A 19,938-nucleotide genomic window follows, 5' to 3' on the forward strand; every position below is an offset into this window, starting at 1 on the left:
TGAGGAATATTGAGGATTGCATATATGCTTTATTATGTTAGGGTAAGTTATTGTTGCTAACAAAACCCGGAGAGATTAATCGTCCTACCATCCTTTATTTCCACCTTTTATCCAAGCGGGAATAATATGCCACCTCTGGCTTAACACGCGAAAATAACAAGGTTATTATTATGCAAACAACAACAACTCTGCGCACCCTCACGCTGGCTGCGTTATTTACCTCCCCCACTCTTTTTGCCGCGGACCTGCCCGGCAAAGGCATTACCGTTCACCCTGTGCAAAGTACCCTACCGGAAGAAACGTTCCAGACCGAGATAATCAACCGCGCGCTGAAGCAGCTAGGCTATGATGTCACCCCGATTGAAGAGGTGGAGTACAACGTCGCCTATACGGCGATTGCGGCCGGTGATGCGACCTTCATGGCCGCCAACTGGCTGCCGATGCAGCAGGATATGTATGACGCCAGCGGCGGCGATCGGAAATTCTACCGTCAGGGTACTTATATTAGTAACGCCGCCCAGGGTTATATGATCGATAAAAAAACTGCAGAGAAATATAACATTACAGATATTTCTCAGCTAAAAGATCCTGAACTCGCGAAATTATTTGATGCCAACGGCGACGGTAAAGCCGATTTAGCCGGCTGTAATCCCGGCTGGGTTTGTGGCTCGGTGATTGATACGCAAATAAAAGCTTATGGGCTCAGTAATACGGTTACACAGAATCAGGGAAATTATGCCGCGATTATTGCGGACACCCTCGCCCGTTATAAAGCAGGCAAGCCGGTGATCTATTATACCTGGACGCCCTATTGGGTCAGTGATGAACTGAAACCGGGTAAAGATGTGGCCTGGCTAACCGTCCCCTTCTCTGCTAACCCGGGCTCGCTGAAAGATCAGAATACCGAACTGCCGAACGGCAAGAACTACGGTTTTGCGGTCAACAATGAGTACATCGTCGCCAATAAAGCCTGGGCGGAGAAAAACCCCGCCGCGGCGAAACTGTTTGCTATCGCGAAGCTGCCGCTGGCGGACGTCAATGCGCAGAATCAGCTAATGCATAAAGGGGAGTCGACCGCTGCGGATATCCAGCGTCATGTAGACGGCTGGATCCACGCCCACCAGCAGACGTTCGACGGCTGGATAAAGCAGGCGCTGGCAGCGCAGTAAGCAGTCAACGCCCGGCCTCGCCAACGCGGGCCGGGCGGCTTACTTACTCCATCACGCGCGCGCGCTTGATGCGGTTTTCTTCCTCAGCCTGCGCGGATTCCACCAGCGTAAAGTTGAAGCTCACCTCCGTGTGCGGCTGGTGAATATCGCGTTCCTGCGCCAGCTTGTCGTCGGTAATTTTGACCGGATCGGCAATCAGTTCTTCGCGGGTGGCAAAGGCGAAGTCATCCCACAGGTAGGCGTCGCCGTTGAGGTTAATTTGCGTCGTCAGGTGTTTATAGCCCGGCGCTGAGACGAAGAAATGCACGTGCGCCGGACGATTACCGTGACGGCCAAGCTGATTCAACAGCTTCTGGGTCGGGCCATCCGGCGGGCAGCCGTAACCGCAAGGGACAATACTGCGCACCGCATAACGTCCGTCCGCCCCGGTTTCCACACGACGACGCAGGTGATATTCACTCTGTGATTGATCGAAGAATGAATAACCGCCGAGAGTGTTGGCATGCCAGATATCGACAATCGCGCCCGCCACCGGTTGACCTTGAAGATCGGTCACCTGCCCGTGCAGCCACATCGGCTCTCCCGCTTCGCTACCATCATCCATCCGCGCAAACTGTTTGCTCAGCGGCGCGCCAGCGACATACAGCGGCCCCTCGATGGTGCGCGGCGTACCAACATCAAGACCGGCGGCTGCCTCTTTTTCATCGGCGCGCATATCAAGGTAATGCTCCAGCCCCAGTCCGGCGGCCAGCAGCGCCGCTTCTTTGCGCTCGCCCAGTTCATTCAGGTAGTTGACGGCCAGCCAGAACTCTTCGTCGCTGATATCAAACTTCTTGATGGTCTGACACAGGTCGCTCAGCACCTGATGCATAATCGCTTTAAAACGCTCGTTGCCCTGTTCGGCATTTAAGCCGCTGCTGATCGCCAGTAACGATTCCAGTTCGGTCTGTTTTGCGGGATTAACGGACATTGCGTATTCCTCTTCGTAGGGTAAGGGTTGTTGTTTTAATCAATGGCCGACGGGTGTCGGCATAACGGCTGCACGCTGATCGCCATATACGGATAGAGCGGCAGAGCGGTTAAGAGGTCGTGAAGTTCCTGGTTATCGGCCACGTCAAAAATGCTGACGTTGGCGTACAGCCCGGCGACGCGCCAGATATGCAGCCATTTCCCTTCGCGCTGAAGCTGCTGGGAGTAGGCTTTCTCTTTTGCCTTGATCTCATCGGCTTCGGCTTTAGGCAGCGACGAGGGGATATTGACGGTCATTTCAACTTTGAACAGCATCGGGATATCCTTTTAGTGGCGCGCGTAATAACGCAGTTTGTCGAGGTCAATCTCCACGCCCAACCCCGGCCCTTGCGGCAGCGAAACCTGCCCCTGGCGGAAGTCGAGCGGCGTGACCACGATGTCATCTTTCAGCAGCAGCGGGCCGAACATCTCGGTGCCCCACTGCATCCTGACGGTGGACCAGGCGTGCAGCGAGGCCACCGTGCCGATCGTCCCTTCCAGCATGGTGCCGCCGTACAACGCCACGCCCGCCGCCTGCGCGACATGCGCCAGCTTCAGCGCCTGCGCCGGACCGCCGGCTTTGGCAATCTTCAGTGCATAAGCGCCGCTAAAGCCGCCGTGCGCCAGAGCAAAACCGTCGTGGCTGGTTGCCACCGCTTCATCGGCGAGAATCGGCACCTCAAAACGCTGGCTCAGGGCAATCAGCCCCTGCCGGTCCCAGAGCGGGGTTGGCTGTTCAACGAGGTCGATACCGCCGTCCTGTAGCTGGCTCATCCCTTTCACCGCGGAGGTGAAGTCCCACGCCTGGTTGACGTCAACACGAACGCTGACCTCGTCACCGAGCGCCGCTTTAATCGCCAGCGCGTGGCGAATATCGGTTTTGAGATCCCGGGCGCCAATTTTCAGCTTGAAGGCATCGTGCCGCCCTTCCGCCAGCAGCCGTTTGCCCTCTTCAATGTCTTTCTCCGTATCGCCGCTCGCCAGCGTCCACAGCACCGGCAGACGGTCGGTTATCGCCCCGCCGAGCAGCGCGCTGACCGGCAGCCCCAGCAGCTTGCCCTGGGCATCGAGAAACGCGGTTTCCAGCGCCGATTTAGCAAAGGTGTTGCCCTTGACGCTGGCGTTCATTTTCTCTGCCAGCGCCGCCACGCCGTTGAAGGTCTGGCCGCACAGCAGCGGCGACAGGTAGGTTTCAATGGCCGAGCGGATGGCCTCCGGGCTTTCCGCCCCGTAGCTCAGCCCGCCGATGGTGGTGGCTTCGCCCCAGCCGACCACGCCCTGCGCGCACTGCATGCGCACGAGGGTCAGGGTCTGGCAGCCCATGGTGGCCATCGACAGTTTGTGCGGGCGAATGGTGGGAATATCCACCAGCCAGCAGGTCAGTGATTCAATCGTTAACATCCGTTGCTCCTGCATTTTTGTGTTGTAAGGGGGTTGAAGGCAGGCTTCTCAGGGCAATCCATGCCAGCAGCGCGTAGGCCATCAACAGTAAAGAAACCGGCCAGGAGGAATCGACGGCCATCAGCAGCGCCACCGCCAGCATCGGGCCGAGGCCGCCGGAGAAGATGGACCCCACTTCGTGGCCCAGCGCCAGCCCGGAGTAGCGCACCCGCACCGGGAAGAGATCGCTCATGATGCACGGCTGGGTGCCGATCATCGCGCCGTGGCACACCGGCAGACCGAGGAACATCGCCAGCATCACCGCGCCATAGTTGCCGGTGGAGAGCAGCCAGAAGAACGGAAACGCCATCACCAACAGGCCAATCACGCCGATGTAGTAAACGGGTTTCAGGCCAATCTTGTCCGACAGCGCGCCCCAGAACAGGATCGAGAAAAACTCAATCAGCATCGCCAGCGTCACCGCGCTGATGATCTCCCCGGTGCCAATGCCAATGTGTTTGGCGTAGACCACCGAGAAGGTGAAGAAAATATAGGAAGCCCCGTTTTCCGGCAGCCGCAGGGCAATGGCCTGCAACAGCGCTTTCGGGTGTTCGCGCACCAGCACCAGCAGCGGGATCTTTTCATGCTTCTCTTCCGGCTTTGCCTGAGTGAAAGCTTTGCTCTCGCGAATGTTTTTACGGATATAAACGCCGACCAGGAAGATGACGATGCTCAGCAAGAACGGCACGCGCCAGCCCCAGCTCAGGAAATCGCTTTGCGGCAACTGCTGGACGAGGTAAAAGGCAAAGGCGGAGAGCACAAAGCCGCCGGAGACGCCCATCTGGCTCCACGCGGTATAGAAGCCGCGCCGCGAGGCGGGCGCATTTTCGCTCAGCATCAATACGCCGCCGCCCCACTCGCCGCCGGAAGCTACGCCCTGTAAGAAGCGCAGGATGATGAGCGACAGCGGCGCCCAGATGCCTATCTGCGCGTAGGTCGGCAGCAGGCCAATAACAAAGGTCGTCGCCCCCATCAGCGTCAGGGTCATGATTAGCGTCATTTTACGGCTATAGCGATCGCCGAGATGGCCGAACAGGATGCCGCCGAGCGGGCGTGCCAGAAAACCAACCGCAAAGCCGGAAAACGCCAGCAGCGTGCCCTGCAGCGGGTCGCCGCCTACCGGGAAGAACAGCGGGCCAAACACCAGCGCCGCGGCGGTGCCGTAGAGAAAGAAGTCATACCATTCCAACGCATTACCCAGTACCGACGCGACCACCAGCTTGCGCATTTGCTGCGCGTCATGGCGGACGGTCGTTGATGTGACGGCAGTTTCAGAAACGACATTGCTCATCCGGCATTCCCCCTTTCGTTATCAGACTTCCACGTCGCAGCCAACCGTGTGGTAGCGGCGGTTGAAATAGACCAGCCCGCGCGGCTGCTCGCTGATGCGAATGGCCTGCACCCGGCAGTAAAAGACCGAGTGGCTGCCCACTTCGTGGCAGTCGTCAATCAGGCAGTCAAAGCTCGCCACCGCTGAGCTCAGCACCGGCGCGCCGCTGGCCATCACCTGCCAGCTGTCGTGGCAGAAACGCTCTTCGGAGCGCAGGCTGGCGTTGGCAAAAATACCCGACAGCGCCTGGTGGTCGCTCGACAGCACGTTGACGCACAGCGCGCCGTTTTGCTTGAAGTGCGCGTGGGCGAAGGAGTTGCGGTTCATGCACACCAACAGCGTCGGCGGCTGGTCGGTCACGCTGCAGACGGCGGAGGCGGTAAAGCCAAATTTGCCTGCCGGGCCGTCGGTGGTGATCACGGATACCGCGCTGCCAAGTTGCGCCATAGCGTTACGAAATTCGGTTTGCAGAGTCATAGTCAGAGCCTCAAAGATCGATAATCAGGCGGGCGCTTTTCGCCCGTGAACAGCACAACAGAATCTGATCGCCGTCGGCTTTCTCGTCGTCGGTCAGGTAGTGGTCACGGTGATCCGGCTCGCCTTCGAGTACGTCGGTCAGGCAACTGCCGCAGATCCCCTGCTTACAGGAGACGCACACTTTCAGCCCGGCCAGGGCCAGCGCCTCGACAATGGTCTGGTTTGCCGCCACCTGTACGGTAATACCGCTGGCGGCGGCCACCACTTCAAACGGCTGACCATCGGTGGCAACCTCAGCGCTGAAGCACTCCTGGTGAATCTGTTCCGCCGTGTAACCGTGCGCCGCCGCGCGTTCGCTCACCGCATCCATCAACCGTGCGGGGCCGCAAACGTAGACGTGTGTGCCTTGTGGTACGTCGCACAACACCGCATCGAGGTTGATACGCTGCTCATCGCTGAGATGCAGGTGAACCTGCGGCGCGTAGTCCGCCGCTTCCAGATGCGCGACGAACGCCGCCTCAGCGCGCGATTTCGCACAGTAATGCAGGCTGAATGAACGCCCGGCGGCGCGTAATTCCGCCGCCATCGCCAGCATCGGCGTAATACCGATGCCGCCGCCGATCAACAGGCTGTGTTTGGCCTGCCCATCCAGTGCAAACAGGTTGCGCGGCTCGCTGACGCGGACCTCATCCCCTTCACGCAGGGCGTGCACCGCCAGCGAACCGCCCTGCGACTGGCGATCTTTGAGTACGCCGAGCTGATAGTGAAAGCGTTGCTGAGGGTCGCTGCACAGCGAGTACGGGCGCACCAGATCGTTGTTTAAATGCAGATCGATATGCGCCCCGGCGGTGAACGCGGGCAGCGCGATACCCTCAGCGTGAGCCAGCGTCAGCAGCACCACCTCGCCGCGCAGTTCACGGCGGACAATCTGTAATGTCAGCATCTTCTTCCCCTTAGCGCATAAACAGCCCGCCGTTGATGTCCCAGGTGGCCCCGGTGACAAACGACGCCTGTGGCGAAACCAGCAGCGCCACGGCCTGGGCGACAAACTCCGCCTCGCCGAGCTTGCCAACCGGGATCATCTGTAATAACCCCGCCATCTTCTCTTCCGGCACCAGCGCATGAACCGCCGGTGAATCCATCGGCCCAGGAGCGATGGCGTTCACGGTCACGCCGGATTTCGCCAACTCGCGGGCGAAAATTTTGGTCAGCGTCAGAATGCCGCCCTTCGAGGCCGCATAGTGCGCGCCAGAGGCGGTGCCGCCGTTCTGCCCGGCCAGCGACGCCAGATTGATAATGCGGCCATAGCCGCGGCGGGCGAAGTAACGCCCAAGGGTCTGGCAGCCCACAAAGGTGCCGCGCAGGTTGGTGGTCATTACCCGGTCAAACTCTTCCGCCGTTATCTCCATTACCGGCGTCGCCAGCGTCAGCGCGGCGTTATTGACCAGCGCCTGTAGGCCGCCGAAGCGCTCAATGGTGGCCGCCAGCGCGCGCTCAAAGGCGTCCGGCAGGCGAATATCCAGCGCCAATGCCAGCACGCGATCGCTATCCAGACCGGCGGCGGCAGCCTGTGCGCGTTCAGCATCCACATCGGTCAATACCACCTGGAACCCCTGCGCCAGCAGATGGGTGGCAATCACGTTGCCGAGACCGGCGGCAGCGCCGGTCACTAGTACGGTTTGCGTCATAAACAGCCCCTCACAGGATGTAGCCGATGCTGTGCAGCACATCGTCGCTGTTGACCAGGCGAATTACCTTCTGGGTAATGCGCCAGCCGCTTTCCTGCGGGCGCAGGTGCCAGGTGATATCGGCGGCGTAGTGGCGGCTGTGGCCCTTGCGGTGTTCCCACAGCGACTGCGCGCCGCGTACCACTACTTCGTTTTCATTCGCTTCCAGCAGACGAAAGCGCGACAGCGTGCGCAGCGTTCTGGCACGCGGCGTGGTGGAGATGGACTCGCCGCTATACAGGCGCTTCACGCGCTTGGCGCGCATCTCGTGATCGTCGCAGGCGTAGTTGAGCGTGTTTTTAAAGTCGGTCTCGGTGGGGTCGATCGGCACCACGTACAGGCCGTCGCGCTGCCAGAGATCCAGCCAGGCATCAAACTCGCCCTGATCCAGCAGGTCACCTTCGAGGTTGATAACCGCGATGGCGTTAAACAGTACAGATTCAGCGGGCGTCATTTATTCCATCTCCGTCATCAGTTTTTTCCACTGCTGGTAGGCCGCACGCATGCCGGTTTCGGCGCTGACGTCGCTACGCAGACCGTCGTCGGTGCGGTATTCCCCTGCCAGTCCGCGGTTGAGCATGATCCACAGGTCATCCCCGGCGGTGGCCCCGCGCTGCACGCGCTCCCACGCTTCCGAGTCGTCCGGCGTACCGAAGCCCATCGGCCCCTGAAAATGTTCGTGCAAACGCAGACGTGCCTGGTTAGCGATTTCCGGACCGCCGTCCATGGTGATCACCGCATGGTGAATTTCGGTTTCGTTCACCGATACCGGCTGCAATACGCGGAAGAAGGCCATCGAGCAGGCAATATTCGGGAAGATATTGAGGTTGAAGCCGGAGCCGCCGACCGCACGCACGATGCGACGTACCTGATCTTCGTCGTGATCGGCGCGCAGGGCGTCGGCCAGTTCGGTAAAGCGCTCCGGGATCGGCGCATCCAGATTGGCTTCCAGATCCACCAGTTCCGGGATCATCACCATCACGCTATGGCCGTTGCCGAGGTCTTCCACATAGCCGCTGCCATCAACGAAGTTGAGCATCTCTTCAGTCTGCTTATCGACCGAACTTAAGAACGAACGGTGCACCACCGGGAAGTGGTAGCCGTCGGTGGTATTCTCGAGCTGAATTTTCCAGTTGCCCGGGAAGCGGAAACGGTGCGCCGGGCCGGTTTTAATCGGGTAGCCCGCGCCCTGCTTCATAAACAGATCCATCCACTTCTTCGCCGCGCCGAGGAAATCTTCCAGCGGCTCAATACGATCGTTGAAGGTGGCGAAGATCATCCCCGCGTACTGTTCAGTGCGCAGCGACACCAGCCCCAGCTCGCCCTTTTCCAGCTGGTCGGCATAGCTTTCCGGGTGCGGCACGCCGCGCAGGCTGCCGTCGAGCGCGTAGCCCCAGCCGTGATACGGACAAACAAAGCTGTTGGTTTTGCCGCTGCGATGCTCGCAAACGGTGGCCGCGCGGTGGCGACAGCGGTTGAGCAGCGTGTGAACGGTGCCTTTACGGTCGCGCACCACGATCACCGGCTGGGTGCCGATCTCGGTGGTTTTGAAGCTGCCGGTCTCCGGGATTTCGCTGGCATGCGCCACCCAGACCCAGGTTTTGCCAAACACGCGATCCAGCTCGAGATTGAACAATTCTTCCGAGGTGTACAGCGAGGTATGTACACGGTCTTGCTGGACCAGCGCGGCAATCTCGGCGCGGCTCGGCGCGTTGGTCGTCGTGGTATCGATATTCTTTACATTAATGAGGTGGTCACACTGCATGTCCATTCTCCTGCACGTCTGCGACGGTCTGATTTTGCTCCGGCACCGGGAGCAGATCCTCGGCGTGCCAGTGGCTTATGGGTCGGCTAAACAGGTTGCGGGTGGTGAAGTGGCGCATCACCATTTCTCTCGCCTCGCGCCGAAAGGTCACATGGAGTTCCGCAGCGTTAAGGTGCGCGCCGCCCGCGCTGAAGGCGGATGTTTGCAGCATCAGCCAGCGACCATGCAGCTCGCCGTCGGCCGTCACGCTCAACGCCTCGGAACAGAGAAAATGCGCGTTCATGGCGAAGTGCGCAGGTTGACGCACGTAGCTCGCCATCATGGCGATAATGGCCGCACGCCCCTGATGACGCCCCAGGCGCGCGGCGTAGGGTTCCCCCACGCCTTCCCAGCAGGCGTCGACGCTAAACAGCGCGCCGATGGCGCGTACGGTGTCGGCATCATCAAGGCGGTCACACAGGTGCATGTAGTTGCTGATGCACACCCGCGCGGCCTGCTGATCTTCGAGCTGCTGTAGGCGCAGCGCATCCTGAGAAGTCATCGCGCGCTCCGTTAACCCTGAATTATCAGTTCACGCCCGACGCGGGCTTCGATTTTGCAGTACTTCCACAGCTTGCTGCCGCTGTCGCCTACCGGCGTGGTGCGGAACAGATTGCAGACCGCCGCGACGTTTTCCAGCGCTTCGGCATCGGCCAGTACGTAGGTGGTCCACGGCGCGGTGGTCGACGGGCCCACCATCAGCTGGTCGTCATCCATATTGCCGATGACGCGGATCCCCGGCGTCTCCTCCATGCCCTTCATCATTACGCCGAAAGCGGCCCATACCTGTTTGGCTTCCGCCGCGCTGGCGTCAAAAAAGTTCTGATTTACGCCGATGCAAAACAGCACGCGTAGTTTGTTGGTTTGGCTCATCTGTTGCTCCTTAGTTAACAATCACAGGTAACCCGGCAGCGGTTTACCGCCGAAAAAGACCGTGCCCGCATTGAGGTACGAGAGGTCGCCCATAAAGGCGTGTTGAGTAATCACCATCGTGTCGCGAACGTAGCGCTGCAGCGGGCTGGTCATGGTGACGCCGCCCATACCGTTCAGCGCCAGCGCCTGACGCGCCACTTCGGCGGCGACGCGCGTGACGTGCGTGGAAGACAGCCGCAGGGCGTTAATCTGCTCGCAGCTGGCGTCATCGCCCTGCAGCAAACGCTGCCAGACATCGTCTATCGCCTCGTAAAACCAGGCGCGGGCCGAGCGTAAATCCGCTTCACAGCGGGCAATCTGCATTTGCGCCTGCGGGCGGTCGGCCAGTCGTGGCGCGCCGGTCACCGACTGCTGACGATGGGCGATGGCGTAAATTTCATTGAGCGCCGCGCGGGCCACGCCGAGGGCGACAACGGAAAGCACCTGAGTGGCCAGCGATAGCACCGGGTAGCGGTACAGCGGCCCCTCCAGATTCAGCGCGCCGCCGCGAATAAAGGTCCACGCCTCGGGGACAAAGACGTCGTCCACCAGCAGGTCGTGACTGCCGGTTCCGGCGAGGCCCACGGTGTCCCACACCGGATCGATCTGCACGCTGTCGCGCGGCAGGACCGCCATGCGCGGCAGCGGTTGTTCGCCGTCCGGCAGAATCCCGACGCCCAGTACCGATGCGCCCATGCTGCCGCTGGCAAAGCTCCAGCGACCGCTCACCCGGTAGCCGCCGTCGGCCTGACGCGCTTTCTGCGTCGGGAAGATGCCGCCCGCGAAGACCACGTCCGGGCCGTCGCGATAGAGTTCAGCCAGCGTCTCCACCGGCAGCGCGCCAAGGTAGAACGGGCTCATGCCAAAGCTTGCCACCCACCCCGCAGAGCCGTCCGCCGTGGCGATTTGCTCAATCAATTCGCAGAACTGCGCGGGCGTACACTCGTCGCCGCCGTAGATTTTTGGGACCAGTGCGCGATACACGCCGACCTGTTTAAAGCGGGTAATGATGTCGTCAGAGATATGACGTTGATGCTCAAAATCGGCGCTGCGAGTCGCAACCTCGCTCAGCAGCGGTACCAGCGTTTCACGAACGTGTACGGCAGACATGGCTTCCTCCGGAAGGGTTATACGCAGCCGTTCGCAGGGCGAACGCAGCCGCAATGAGTCGAACTCACTGAGTCATCTGGGATAACGAAAAAGCGGGTATTGCGGCTAGACGCGTTGTCGCATCAGCCATTCGGCGGCCTGCACCAGCAGGCTTTCGTTCCCTTTACGGGCCACGAGCTGAAGCGCAACAGGACGATCGTTCAGGCTGCCCATGGGCAGCGTCAGTGCCGGATGGCCGCTGAGGTTGAAGGGACGCACCAGCCGGGTTAACTCAACCACACGCAGCGGATCGTGAGCTTCGGCTAAGGTTGGCGGTAATTCTGGTAAGGTTGCCAGCGCCAGCAGCGGCGTTTTCATCAGTTGTTCATCCATCTGCGCGCTAAAGCGCTGGCGAACGGTTTCCGCTTCATGCACGTCCTGCGCGCTGACCGTTTCCCCCCGACGAATGCGGCTGGCGACATCAGCGGACACTTTTCCACTGGCCAACAGTGGGCCAAACGCCTGCCAGTTTTCATGGTTGATCAGGGTAAGACCGGCGCGATGAGCCTCACTAAGCAAAGACAATTCAGCGCGTTGTGGATAGATCTCCCATCGGGCCAGCGTCGTGAGGAGCATGGCATCAATTTCCGGCTGCGCGGCTGCAATAAAGGCCATCTCCGGTAAGGTCGTTAGCGGCGCATCCACGGGCACATTTAACCGATGCAGGACCTGGCGCAGCACGTCCGCGTCACGGGCGAAAATACCGACGCAGTCCAGCGAACTTTCGGCGGGGAGAACCCCCTGACGGCTCAGCACGCCGTAGCCGGGTTTCAGCCCGAGGATCCCACAGCAGGCGGCGGGCATCCGCACCGAACCGCCGGTATCCGTGCCGAGCGCAAAATCAACCTCTCCCGAGGCGACAACCGCCGCCGAACCGCTGGAAGAACCGCCCGGAATCAGTTCAGGGTAACAAGGATTGAGCGGTGTCCCCGCCCACGGGTTGATGCCGGTGACGCCAAACGCCAACTCATGCAAGGTGGTTTTGCCAGCCAGTTGGCAGCCGCTGCTGAGCAACATCGCAACGACGCTGGCATGCTGCTGCGCCACTGCGCTTTCTGCCAGCGCCGGACAGCCGGCCTGTGTACGGTGTCCCGCCACGTCCAGCGTATCTTTGACGGCAAAACTTAGGTCACCGTCACCGAGGGTGAAGCGTTCGACAAAACCCTTGCTCTCACAAACTGGCTGCATAATTAACACCTTACACAGAAAAAATGAATCATATCCAGGCGAGCCATCAATGCGGCATCTTTGTCCTGACTAACGTGTTTTTACTATGGAACATTTAGATGAATATTCAAGTAAATTTTCACGTTATATTTACCAAAAATAAACAATCAATTAACCTTTCTGTGTTGATGGTTATTTATGCAGCCAGATGAAATATAAAGCAAAAAAAGGCAATACGGCGGGTACCGTCGTCGAACGGGCTGTCGACGACGGTATGTAATATAGTGTTTATTTACAAGACGTTATGAATTTTTTCTACACGAGTCACAGTTTCGCGATCGCGTGAGAGACGGGGTTAAAGTTCGTTGAGGTTATCCAGCACGTTGGCCAATGCCTGGTTCATTTTCTCCACCTGGCTGGCGGTCATTCCTTTAAAACCTTTGTCGAATATTTTGCTCATCAGCGGCATCGCTTCCGCCACTTTCTGCTGGCCCGCTTCCGTTAACATCACGACGGTCACCCGCGCATCGCTGGGGCTGCTGGCGGTTGTCACCAGCCCATCGTCGCGGAGTCGACCGACGATTTTGGTGACGGTCGGCATTTTCGCCAGCGCATACTCGGAGATTTGCGAAATGCTCGCCTCGCCGTACTGATGGGTAATCATCAACACGCGAAAGCGCGAGACATCCAGAGAGATCTTCTTGAGCGCAATTTCTACGGTTTGGGTGTAACGCGCGTAGACGTTAACAATCCAGTAGAACGGAAACTCTTCACGATGAAATACGGCATCTTCAGTACCATCACCCGATAATTTTTTTAGATAACTCATGCGTTTCCTTACCAAACAAGCCGCAGATTTTTCGATTATACCCTGTGTCTTTCGCCCCGTCCCGACGTGATGATGCCGGGTCGATCTGCGCCTGAGGCTTTTTAGCGACGCAGATCGCATTATGATTCACAAATGCCACACACATAACAATTGCGTATCATTTTTCACACATAAAATTGACACCTTCAGCGGACGTTCTCTATACGTTAGCCAGCCTGTACGACCCATAACCATAACCATAATCACAATGTGGAGCTTTTCATGAACGATAGCCCTTCTCTGGAACCAACGTCGACCTCCGGTCCAGCGCCGCTCAACGCGCGGCAGCAGGCGGTGATCAACAAGCTGTTTCGCCGATTGATCGTGTTTTTATTCGTACTGTTTGTGTTTTCCTATCTCGACCGCATCAACATTGGCTTCGCCGGGCTAACCATGGGAAAAGATCTCGGGTTAACCAGCACTATGTTTGGCCTTGCCACCACGCTGTTTTATGTGATGTACGTGGTCTGCGGTATTCCCAGTAACGTGATGCTGACCATCGTTGGCGCGCGACGCTGGATAGCCATTCTCATGATCGTCTGGGGTATTGCCTCTACCGCCACGCTGTTCGCCACCGGACCCAACAGCCTGTACGCCCTGCGCATGCTGGTGGGTATTGCCGAAGCCGGTTTTCTTCCCGGCCTGCTGTATTACTTAACCTATTGGTTCCCCGCACATTATCGCGCTCGCGCCAACGCGCTGTTTATGATCGCCATGCCGGTGACCATGGCGTTGGGGTCCCTGGCGTCTGGCTACATTCTCAACATGGATGGTCTGCTCAATCTGAAAGGCTGGCAGTGGCTGTTCCTGCTGGAAGGCTTCCCGTCTGTGCTGCTCGGTCTGGTGGTCTGGTTCTGGCTTGACGACAGTCCGGCGAAGGCCAAATGGCTGACCGACGATGATAAAGCCTGCCTCAACGAGATGCTGGAAGCCGACCGAATCAACGCATTGCAAACCCAAAGCGCCATTCAGGCCGCCTCGGTTGGGCAAAAAAGTATGCTGCGCGAGCTACTCACCCCGGCGATTATTCTCTACACCCTGGCCTACTTCTGCCTGACCAATACGCTGAGCGCCCTGAGCGTTTGGACGCCGCTGATTCTGCGTAGCTTTAACGCCGAGAGCAGCAACGTCACTATCGGTCTGCTGAGCGCGATTCCGCAGGTCTGTACGATCATCGGCATGATCTGGTGGAGCAAACGTTCCGACCGCTACAACGAGCGTAAGTTGCACACCCTGCTGCCCTATCTGTTCGCCGCGGCAGGCTGGATCCTCACCGCCGCCAGCCCGAACCCGCATCTGCAATTTACCGGGATCGTGATGGCGTCGATGGGCGCCTTTGCGGCGATGGTTATCTTCTGGACCACGCCGGATCGCGCACTCTCCCTGCGCGCCCGTGCGCTGGGCATCGCGGTAATCAACGGCACCGGCATGACCGGCGCGGCGCTGGGACCTTTGCTGATGGGGCTGATGAAAGACGTCACCGGCAGCTTTAACGCTGGGATCTACATGGTGGCCGGTTTCCTGATTCTGGGTGCCGTTATCGTCGCGTTTATTCCGATGAAAGCCGCGCAACGCCAGAATGCGGTATCTGGCGCAGCCCCGGAGTCGGCGTAAACCCCACGTCCAGGCGACCCGGAATTATCACGTAGGCCGGATAAGGCGTTTCGCCGCCATCCGGCCTACCATCAGAAGGTATAGCTCGCCCCCACCTGCACGGTTCGATCGCGGCCAATCCAGCAGTTGGTGCTGTCATAACAGGTCAACGTCTCTTTGTTGGTCAGGTTCTGCGCGCTGGCTTTCAGCATGAGCCCAGCAAGGCTGCTGTCCACGGCGGACATATCGTAAGACAGCGACATATCGTACTGCGTTGTGCCCCCCAGTTTACCCGCCTTGTTATCCGGGGAGATTTCCATCGGACCGGTGTAGCGTGCCCCCGCGCCGATCGTCAGCCCGCGCACCAGGCTCTGGTCGAAGGTATAGTCGCCCCACAGGTTGAAGGCATTTTCGGGTATCTGCGTCGGGCGCTTGCCCTGGTAGCTCTCATCTTCGGTGTTGATGGCGTGGGTATAGGCGTAGTTGGCGATCAGGTTAATATTGTCGGTTGGGCGGCTGATAGCCGACAGTTCTGCCCCTTTGGACTCAATTTCCCCGGTCTGGCGGTACACCCAGCTCGGATCCGCGCTCAGCACGTTTTTCTGTCGGATGTTGAAGACTGAGGCGGTGAAGGTGGTCGCATAGTCCGCCAGCAGGTACTTCACGCCGCCTTCCACCTGCTTACTGGTGGTAGGTTTCACCTGTTCCGCCGTCAGGCCGTTAGCCGGTGATACCGGTTTAAACCCTTCCGAGTAGCTGATAAACGGCGATAGCCCATTGTCAAAGGCGTACAGCACGCCAAGGCGTTTGGTCACGCGATCCTGAGAGATCCACGTTTTCTCGTCGTGGTTAAGGTAGTCGGTTGTCGCGGACTGGTATTCGTCGTAGCGTAGGCTGGCGAGAATATTCAGGCCTCCCCAGGCCATCTGATCCTGCAGGTAGTAGCCTTTCTGGTTGTAAGACAGGCGATTTTTCTGCGCAGTGTACAGTCCCAGCGCCCCTTCATTCACCTGCGTAAAGTCCGGGTTGCGCATGTCGATACCTGGGGTCGTCGACGCATAGCGATAATGGTAGTGCGAATTCAGCTTCTGATAGTCGAACCCTGCCAGCAGGTGGTGCTGCCAGTCGCCCACCGTCAGCGTCCGCGTGATCTGATTGTCGATATTGAAGCTATGCAGATCTTCGTTCGTGGTATAGGCAAAGCGGTTCAGTTCATAAACCGGGTTCCCCGCGTTGCCGGTGGAATAGACGCTCCGCTGATGGCTGTCGATATCAAAGTAACGCGCTTTCTGCGCAATTCCCCAGCCGTTATCAAATTGGTGTTCAAAACTGTAGCCTACCATCCACTGGCGCTGCTTGAAGCCGTTCCAGTCGTCACCGGCATAATCGCGTTTATTGGCGTAGCTGGAGCGCAAATAAGAAAGCGGCAGCGGGTTAGACGGCGTCAGGCTTGGGGTATTTTGCGCCAGCGCATCCAGCGTCAGGCGGGTTTTATCGCTTGGCTGCCACGTCACGCTGGGGGCCACGAGATAATCTTCATAGCGGGTCGTATGCGGCTGATCGTCGCCTTCGGTCGCTTTACCCAGCAGGCGATAGCTCCAGTCGCTGTCGGCAACCCGCCCGGTCGAGTCCAGGTAACCCTCTTTCAGGTTACGGGTGCCAGTATTGAAGCCGACTTCCGTGCGCGGCGTGTTCTGTGGTTTCTTCCCCTGAATATTCACCAACCCGCCCGGCGAACCGCTGCCGTAGAGCACCGAGGACGGCCCTTTGAGGATATCGACGCTCTCAACCAGCAGCGGGTCGATCCGCGCTTTGGTATTGCCGGTCACGTTATAGGGCAACTGGAGGCCGTTATAGAATTCGTTGTCGACGTTAAAGCCGCGAATCTTGTATTCGCTCATGTAGGTCGTGCTACCGCGCGACTCGGTCGTTACCCCAGGCGCATAGCGCAGAATCTCATTCACCGAGGCAGCGTGGCGCAGGGTGATTTCATGCTGACCGATAGTGTTGATAACCTGCGGCGTTTTACTCTCCGCCACCGCGGATTTGGTGGCGCTGTTGGTCCAGGCGGCCAGTTCGCTCTCCTCGCCAGAGGCGTTCACGACCATGGTGGATTCGTTATTATCGGCATAGGCCTGCGACGCAAGCGCGAGTGTTATCATCCCGGAGAGTGCACAAAGGCGGAAAACGGCGTTATTCATTATCGTTAAGCTCAAAAAGAACAAAGAACGATAATTATTATCATCCGCATTTGCTATTCAACAACAAAATACGAAGGGATATAGAAATGTGATCTAGATCGGATTTTTGTCGAAGTAAGAAACGGCCCCTGACGGGGCCGTAGGAAGACATTATTCGCGGCGAATCAGGCGGAATACCGCCAGCACAACGATGGCGCCAACCACGGCTACCAGGAAGCTGTGCAGGTTAAAACCGGTGACGCTGCCACCGATGCCGAACGTGGTCGCGAGCCAACCACCCACTACCGCACCCACTATCCCCAGGATACAGGTGAGGATAAAACCACCCCCATCGCGTCCCGGCATAATGAATTTGGCAATAACACCGGCAATCAGACCAAAAATAATCCAGGTAATAATACCCATTTTTCCCACCTCTCCTGTTCCATTAACAGCAATAAAAGCGCCGACATTCTGCGCCGCTAATGTTTCAAGTATAGGTAATTGTTCTTAAAAAACCTGGTATGGCGATGATATTTTATACGGATAAATACGAATATTGATGTAGGCACTGCCTTAAGTCCGTTGCACAGCGCAGATCTGGCGTAATGTTAAATATTTTTATTTAGACGCTGAAGTTCTGTTTCTGGACGCCGATATCTCATAGAGAACCTGCCATTCAGGAGCCATTTCAGGTGAGTGAGCATAACGCACAGTTTCTTAAGCAAAATCCGTTAGCCGTATTAAATATTCTCCGCGATCTTCAGCAGGCTAACGCCGCGCTGCGCGTGAGCTGGTCTTCACGTCAATTTATTAGCCGCATTCTCGACGCCAGCCAGCAACGTTTAGTTATTGATTTTGGCAGCCGGGAAGCAGATAACGACGCCGCTCGAACGGCAAAAAATATCAGCATCGTGGCGGAAACCAATGGCGCAAAAATAGAATTTACCGTTGCCGAAATGCAGGTTGAAGATTATCAGGGGTTACCGGCCTTTGTGATGCCGACGCCGCCAGCAGTATGGTTTATTCAACGTCGCGAATATTTCCGCATGCCCGCGCCGCTGCATCCGCCCTACTATGGTGTCGCCACGCTGCCGAATAAAACCCCGCTCCGTTTTCGACTGTTTGATCTCTCGCTGGGAGGAATGGGCGCGCTACTGGATGGACCCACGCCAGAAATACTGGTTCCCGGAATGGAGCTGAAAGAGATTGAGCTGGATATGGGACAATGGGGACGTTTTCGCTTTGATGCGCAACTGCTGGCGATCAGCGAACGTAAGGTGGTTGATAGCAAGAACGAAACGATTGTCACCCCACGCCTGAGCTTTCGTTTTCTGCATATGACGCCGGTACTTGAACGCTCGCTCCAGCGCATTATCTTTTCACTGGAGCGAGAGGCCCGCGAACGGGCCAATAACGTCCGCTAACTACATGGCGTCCATCGCTTTCTGTACTTTCCAGATATAGCGTGGCGCCTGCGGCGCTGGATGGTTCTTCACCACATGCTCGAAGAACTCGTCCTTATCCAGTTCGTTGATTTCCGCAATCGCCTTTTTACGATCGGATGAGAAGGTGCGCAGCAGCGCACCAGCACCGTTCGCATAGGACACCACCAGCGCATACTGCATCACTTCCGGGTCGCTAATGCCCGCCAGTGAACCGTGCTCCAGAATGCTCAGATAGGCCGCTCCCATTGAGATATTCCGCTCCGGGTTTTTCAGCTCGCTGGTCGACGGCTGGCCGCTCCAGCCCATGTAACGGTAGACGTCCAGCCCGGAGGTGGAGGCCTTCAGTTGCATCAGGCCAACCGCGTTTGATTTGCTGACCAGCGTCGGGTTCCCGCCGGACTCCACGGCAATAATCGCGGTGATCAGGCGTGGGCTGACGCCCCATGCCGCACCGGCTTTTTCGCTAATAGGCATCCACTGCATCGCTCGCTTTACCGGCACCTCAGGGTTCCAGGGGGGATTTCGGTAATCCGATTTAGAGCTACACCCGGCGAGTAATACAATTAAAAAAGCAAACCATCTTAATTTCACGCATCTATCCTTTTAGCTGAACTTTGCTGCCGTTAATGACAACCACTGGCTCAGGCGGCATGATACTCGTTTCGTACTCAGCAAGGAAATGCCATGTCCCAGTTTCATCTTATCGCCCCTTCCGGCTACTGCATTAACCAATCCGCCGCGCTGCGCGGGGTATCGCGATTAGAAGAGGCCGGACATCAGGTCGCTCATCAACAGGTTATCGCCCGTCGCGACTGTCGTTTCGCCGGCACAGAAAGCGAACGGTTGAGCGATCTTAACAGTCTTGTGACGCTGGCTGGGAAAAATCAGATTGTCATGCCGGTACGCGGCGGCTACGGCGCAAGTCGTTTACTTGAGCGTATCGACTGGCAGGGGCTGATTGCTCGCCAGCAGCGCGATCCGCTGCTTATTTGCGGCCACAGCGATTTCACCGTTATCCAGATGGGGCTGCTGGCCCTGGGCAATGTCGTCACCTTTAGCGGGCCGATGCTGGCCGGTAACTTTGGCGCCGAAACGCTGAACGACTTCACCGAACGGCACTTCTGGCTGGCGTTGAAAAATCCGACCTATTCCGTGGAGTGGCAGGGCAACGGCCCGGCTTGTGAAGCTGAGGGGACGCTGTGGGGCGGCAACCTGGCGATGATCGTTTCGCTGATTGGCACACCGTGGCTCCCGGAGATCCGCGATGGCATTCTGGTGCTCGAGGACATCAACGAACATCCGTTCCGCGTCGAACGCATGCTGCTACAGCTGCTGCACGCGGGCATTTTGTCGCGTCAGCGAGCCATTGTGTTGGGGAGTTTTACCGGCGCGGCGCCGAATGATTACGACGCAGGCTACGATCTGAACGCCATGTATGATTACCTGCGTTCACGTTTGCCAATCCCGTTGATCACCGGGCTCGATTTCGGCCATGAGCAGCGCACGGTGACCCTGGCGCTGGGCGCACAGGCACAGTTAACCCACGCATCCGGTCATTCAATGCTCACGCTGAGCGGTCATCCCGTATTAAGTGAATAAAAAACAATAAATACCGCTTATTAGTCCAATGTTCGCGCCCTAATTATGGTAACGTTTTGTTACCAGC

General features: G+C 58.0%; 21 protein-coding genes. 4 read left to right on the forward strand and 17 right to left on the reverse strand.

Going from position 1 to position 19,938, the window contains the following annotated elements; genetic code table 11:
• Positions 1–170: 170 nt before the first annotated feature.
• Positions 171–1,169, forward strand: coding sequence for a glycine betaine/L-proline ABC transporter substrate-binding protein ProX (gene proX / locus K7B04_RS19200; protein ID WP_223802786.1), 999 nt, complete (start codon positions 171–173; stop codon positions 1,167–1,169).
• Between the two features lie 43 nt (positions 1,170–1,212).
• Here the strand turns inward: proX and catA are convergent, their stop codons facing one another.
• The 14 genes from catA to K7B04_RS19270 all read right to left on the reverse strand — a co-directional run bounded on the left by catA (position 1,213) and on the right by K7B04_RS19270 (position 13,012).
• Complete coding sequence (gene catA / locus K7B04_RS19205; RefSeq protein ID WP_167575625.1) at positions 1,213–2,139, reverse strand: catechol 1,2-dioxygenase; 927 nt, start codon at positions 2,137–2,139, stop codon at positions 1,213–1,215.
• 35 nt (positions 2,140–2,174) lie between these two features.
• Positions 2,175–2,453 carry a muconolactone Delta-isomerase gene (gene catC, locus K7B04_RS19210; RefSeq protein ID WP_167575624.1) on the reverse strand — a complete coding sequence of 93 codons (279 nt, stop codon included), beginning with the start codon at positions 2,451–2,453 and terminating at the stop codon, positions 2,175–2,177.
• A gap of 12 nt (positions 2,454–2,465) precedes the next feature.
• Positions 2,466–3,578: a muconate/chloromuconate family cycloisomerase gene (locus tag K7B04_RS19215; protein WP_223802787.1), complete on the reverse strand. Its 1,113-nt coding sequence runs from the start codon at positions 3,576–3,578 to the stop codon at positions 2,466–2,468.
• Positions 3,565–4,908, reverse strand: coding sequence for an MFS transporter (locus K7B04_RS19220; protein WP_223802788.1), 1,344 nt, complete (start codon positions 4,906–4,908; stop codon positions 3,565–3,567). Before K7B04_RS19220 ends, K7B04_RS19215 begins: the two co-directional genes overlap by 14 nt.
• 21 nt (positions 4,909–4,929) lie before the next feature.
• Positions 4,930–5,424, reverse strand: coding sequence for a flavin reductase (locus K7B04_RS19225; protein ID WP_223802789.1), 495 nt, complete (start codon positions 5,422–5,424; stop codon positions 4,930–4,932).
• A 10-nt stretch (positions 5,425–5,434) separates the two neighbouring features.
• Entirely contained in the window at positions 5,435–6,367 is a 933-nt protein-coding gene (locus tag K7B04_RS19230; RefSeq protein WP_223802790.1) for a PDR/VanB family oxidoreductase, read from the reverse strand.
• Positions 6,368–6,377: 10 nt separating this feature from the next.
• Entirely contained in the window at positions 6,378–7,112 is a 735-nt protein-coding gene (locus tag K7B04_RS19235; RefSeq protein WP_223802791.1) for an SDR family NAD(P)-dependent oxidoreductase, read from the reverse strand.
• Between the two features lie 10 nt (positions 7,113–7,122).
• Positions 7,123–7,605, reverse strand: a complete 483-nt coding sequence (locus K7B04_RS19240; protein ID WP_223802792.1) for an aromatic-ring-hydroxylating dioxygenase subunit beta — start codon at positions 7,603–7,605, stop codon at positions 7,123–7,125.
• Complete coding sequence (locus K7B04_RS19245) at positions 7,606–8,916, reverse strand: aromatic ring-hydroxylating dioxygenase subunit alpha (protein ID WP_223802793.1); 1,311 nt, start codon at positions 8,914–8,916, stop codon at positions 7,606–7,608. It abuts the gene before it with no gap.
• Positions 8,906–9,457: a nuclear transport factor 2 family protein gene (locus K7B04_RS19250; protein WP_223802794.1), complete on the reverse strand. Its 552-nt coding sequence runs from the start codon at positions 9,455–9,457 to the stop codon at positions 8,906–8,908. Before K7B04_RS19250 ends, K7B04_RS19245 begins: the two co-directional genes overlap by 11 nt.
• Before the next feature lie 11 nt (positions 9,458–9,468).
• Complete coding sequence (locus K7B04_RS19255) at positions 9,469–9,828, reverse strand: IacB protein (RefSeq protein WP_167575617.1); 360 nt, start codon at positions 9,826–9,828, stop codon at positions 9,469–9,471.
• A 21-nt stretch (positions 9,829–9,849) separates the two neighbouring features.
• The gene (locus tag K7B04_RS19260) at positions 9,850–10,977 is read right to left on the reverse strand and encodes an acyl-CoA dehydrogenase family protein (RefSeq protein ID WP_223802795.1); all 1,128 of its coding nucleotides are present in this window, start codon (positions 10,975–10,977) and stop codon (positions 9,850–9,852) included.
• A gap of 105 nt (positions 10,978–11,082) precedes the next feature.
• Positions 11,083–12,204, reverse strand: coding sequence for an amidase family protein (locus K7B04_RS19265; RefSeq protein ID WP_223802796.1), 1,122 nt, complete (start codon positions 12,202–12,204; stop codon positions 11,083–11,085).
• Between the two features lie 334 nt (positions 12,205–12,538).
• Entirely contained in the window at positions 12,539–13,012 is a 474-nt protein-coding gene (locus tag K7B04_RS19270; RefSeq protein WP_167575614.1) for a MarR family winged helix-turn-helix transcriptional regulator, read from the reverse strand.
• Between the two features lie 261 nt (positions 13,013–13,273).
• Between K7B04_RS19270 and hpaX the strand changes: the two genes are divergently transcribed.
• On the forward strand, positions 13,274–14,665 hold the full coding sequence (hpaX, locus tag K7B04_RS19275) for a 4-hydroxyphenylacetate permease (protein WP_223802797.1): 1,392 nt from the start codon (positions 13,274–13,276) through the stop codon (positions 14,663–14,665).
• Positions 14,666–14,736: 71 nt separating this feature from the next.
• Here hpaX and K7B04_RS19280 read toward each other — a convergent pair whose 3' ends face one another.
• Both K7B04_RS19280 and K7B04_RS19285 read right to left on the reverse strand, forming a co-directional pair.
• Positions 14,737–16,845: a TonB-dependent siderophore receptor gene (locus K7B04_RS19280; protein WP_223802798.1), complete on the reverse strand. Its 2,109-nt coding sequence runs from the start codon at positions 16,843–16,845 to the stop codon at positions 14,737–14,739.
• A gap of 150 nt (positions 16,846–16,995) precedes the next feature.
• Complete coding sequence (locus K7B04_RS19285; protein ID WP_064544875.1) at positions 16,996–17,250, reverse strand: GlsB/YeaQ/YmgE family stress response membrane protein; 255 nt, start codon at positions 17,248–17,250, stop codon at positions 16,996–16,998.
• Between the two features lie 269 nt (positions 17,251–17,519).
• On the opposite strand from K7B04_RS19285, the gene K7B04_RS19290 reads away from it, so the two are divergent.
• The gene (locus tag K7B04_RS19290) at positions 17,520–18,251 is read left to right on the forward strand and encodes a flagellar brake protein (protein ID WP_163446226.1); all 732 of its coding nucleotides are present in this window, start codon (positions 17,520–17,522) and stop codon (positions 18,249–18,251) included.
• Here the strand turns inward: K7B04_RS19290 and emtA are convergent, their stop codons facing one another.
• Complete coding sequence (gene emtA / locus K7B04_RS19295; protein WP_065356773.1) at positions 18,252–18,863, reverse strand: membrane-bound lytic murein transglycosylase EmtA; 612 nt, start codon at positions 18,861–18,863, stop codon at positions 18,252–18,254. It lies immediately after the preceding gene.
• Positions 18,864–18,956: 93 nt separating this feature from the next.
• Here emtA and ldcA point away from each other — a divergent pair, with 93 nt between their 5' ends.
• A complete protein-coding gene (gene ldcA, locus K7B04_RS19300) occupies positions 18,957–19,871 on the forward strand; it encodes a muramoyltetrapeptide carboxypeptidase (RefSeq protein WP_223802799.1) in 915 nt (304 codons plus the stop codon).
• Positions 19,872–19,938: the final 67 nt, after the last annotated feature.

Source organism: Kluyvera sp. CRP (assembly GCF_019930565.1).
Taxonomy (GTDB): Bacteria; Pseudomonadota; Gammaproteobacteria; order Enterobacterales; family Enterobacteriaceae; genus Kluyvera; species Kluyvera georgiana_A.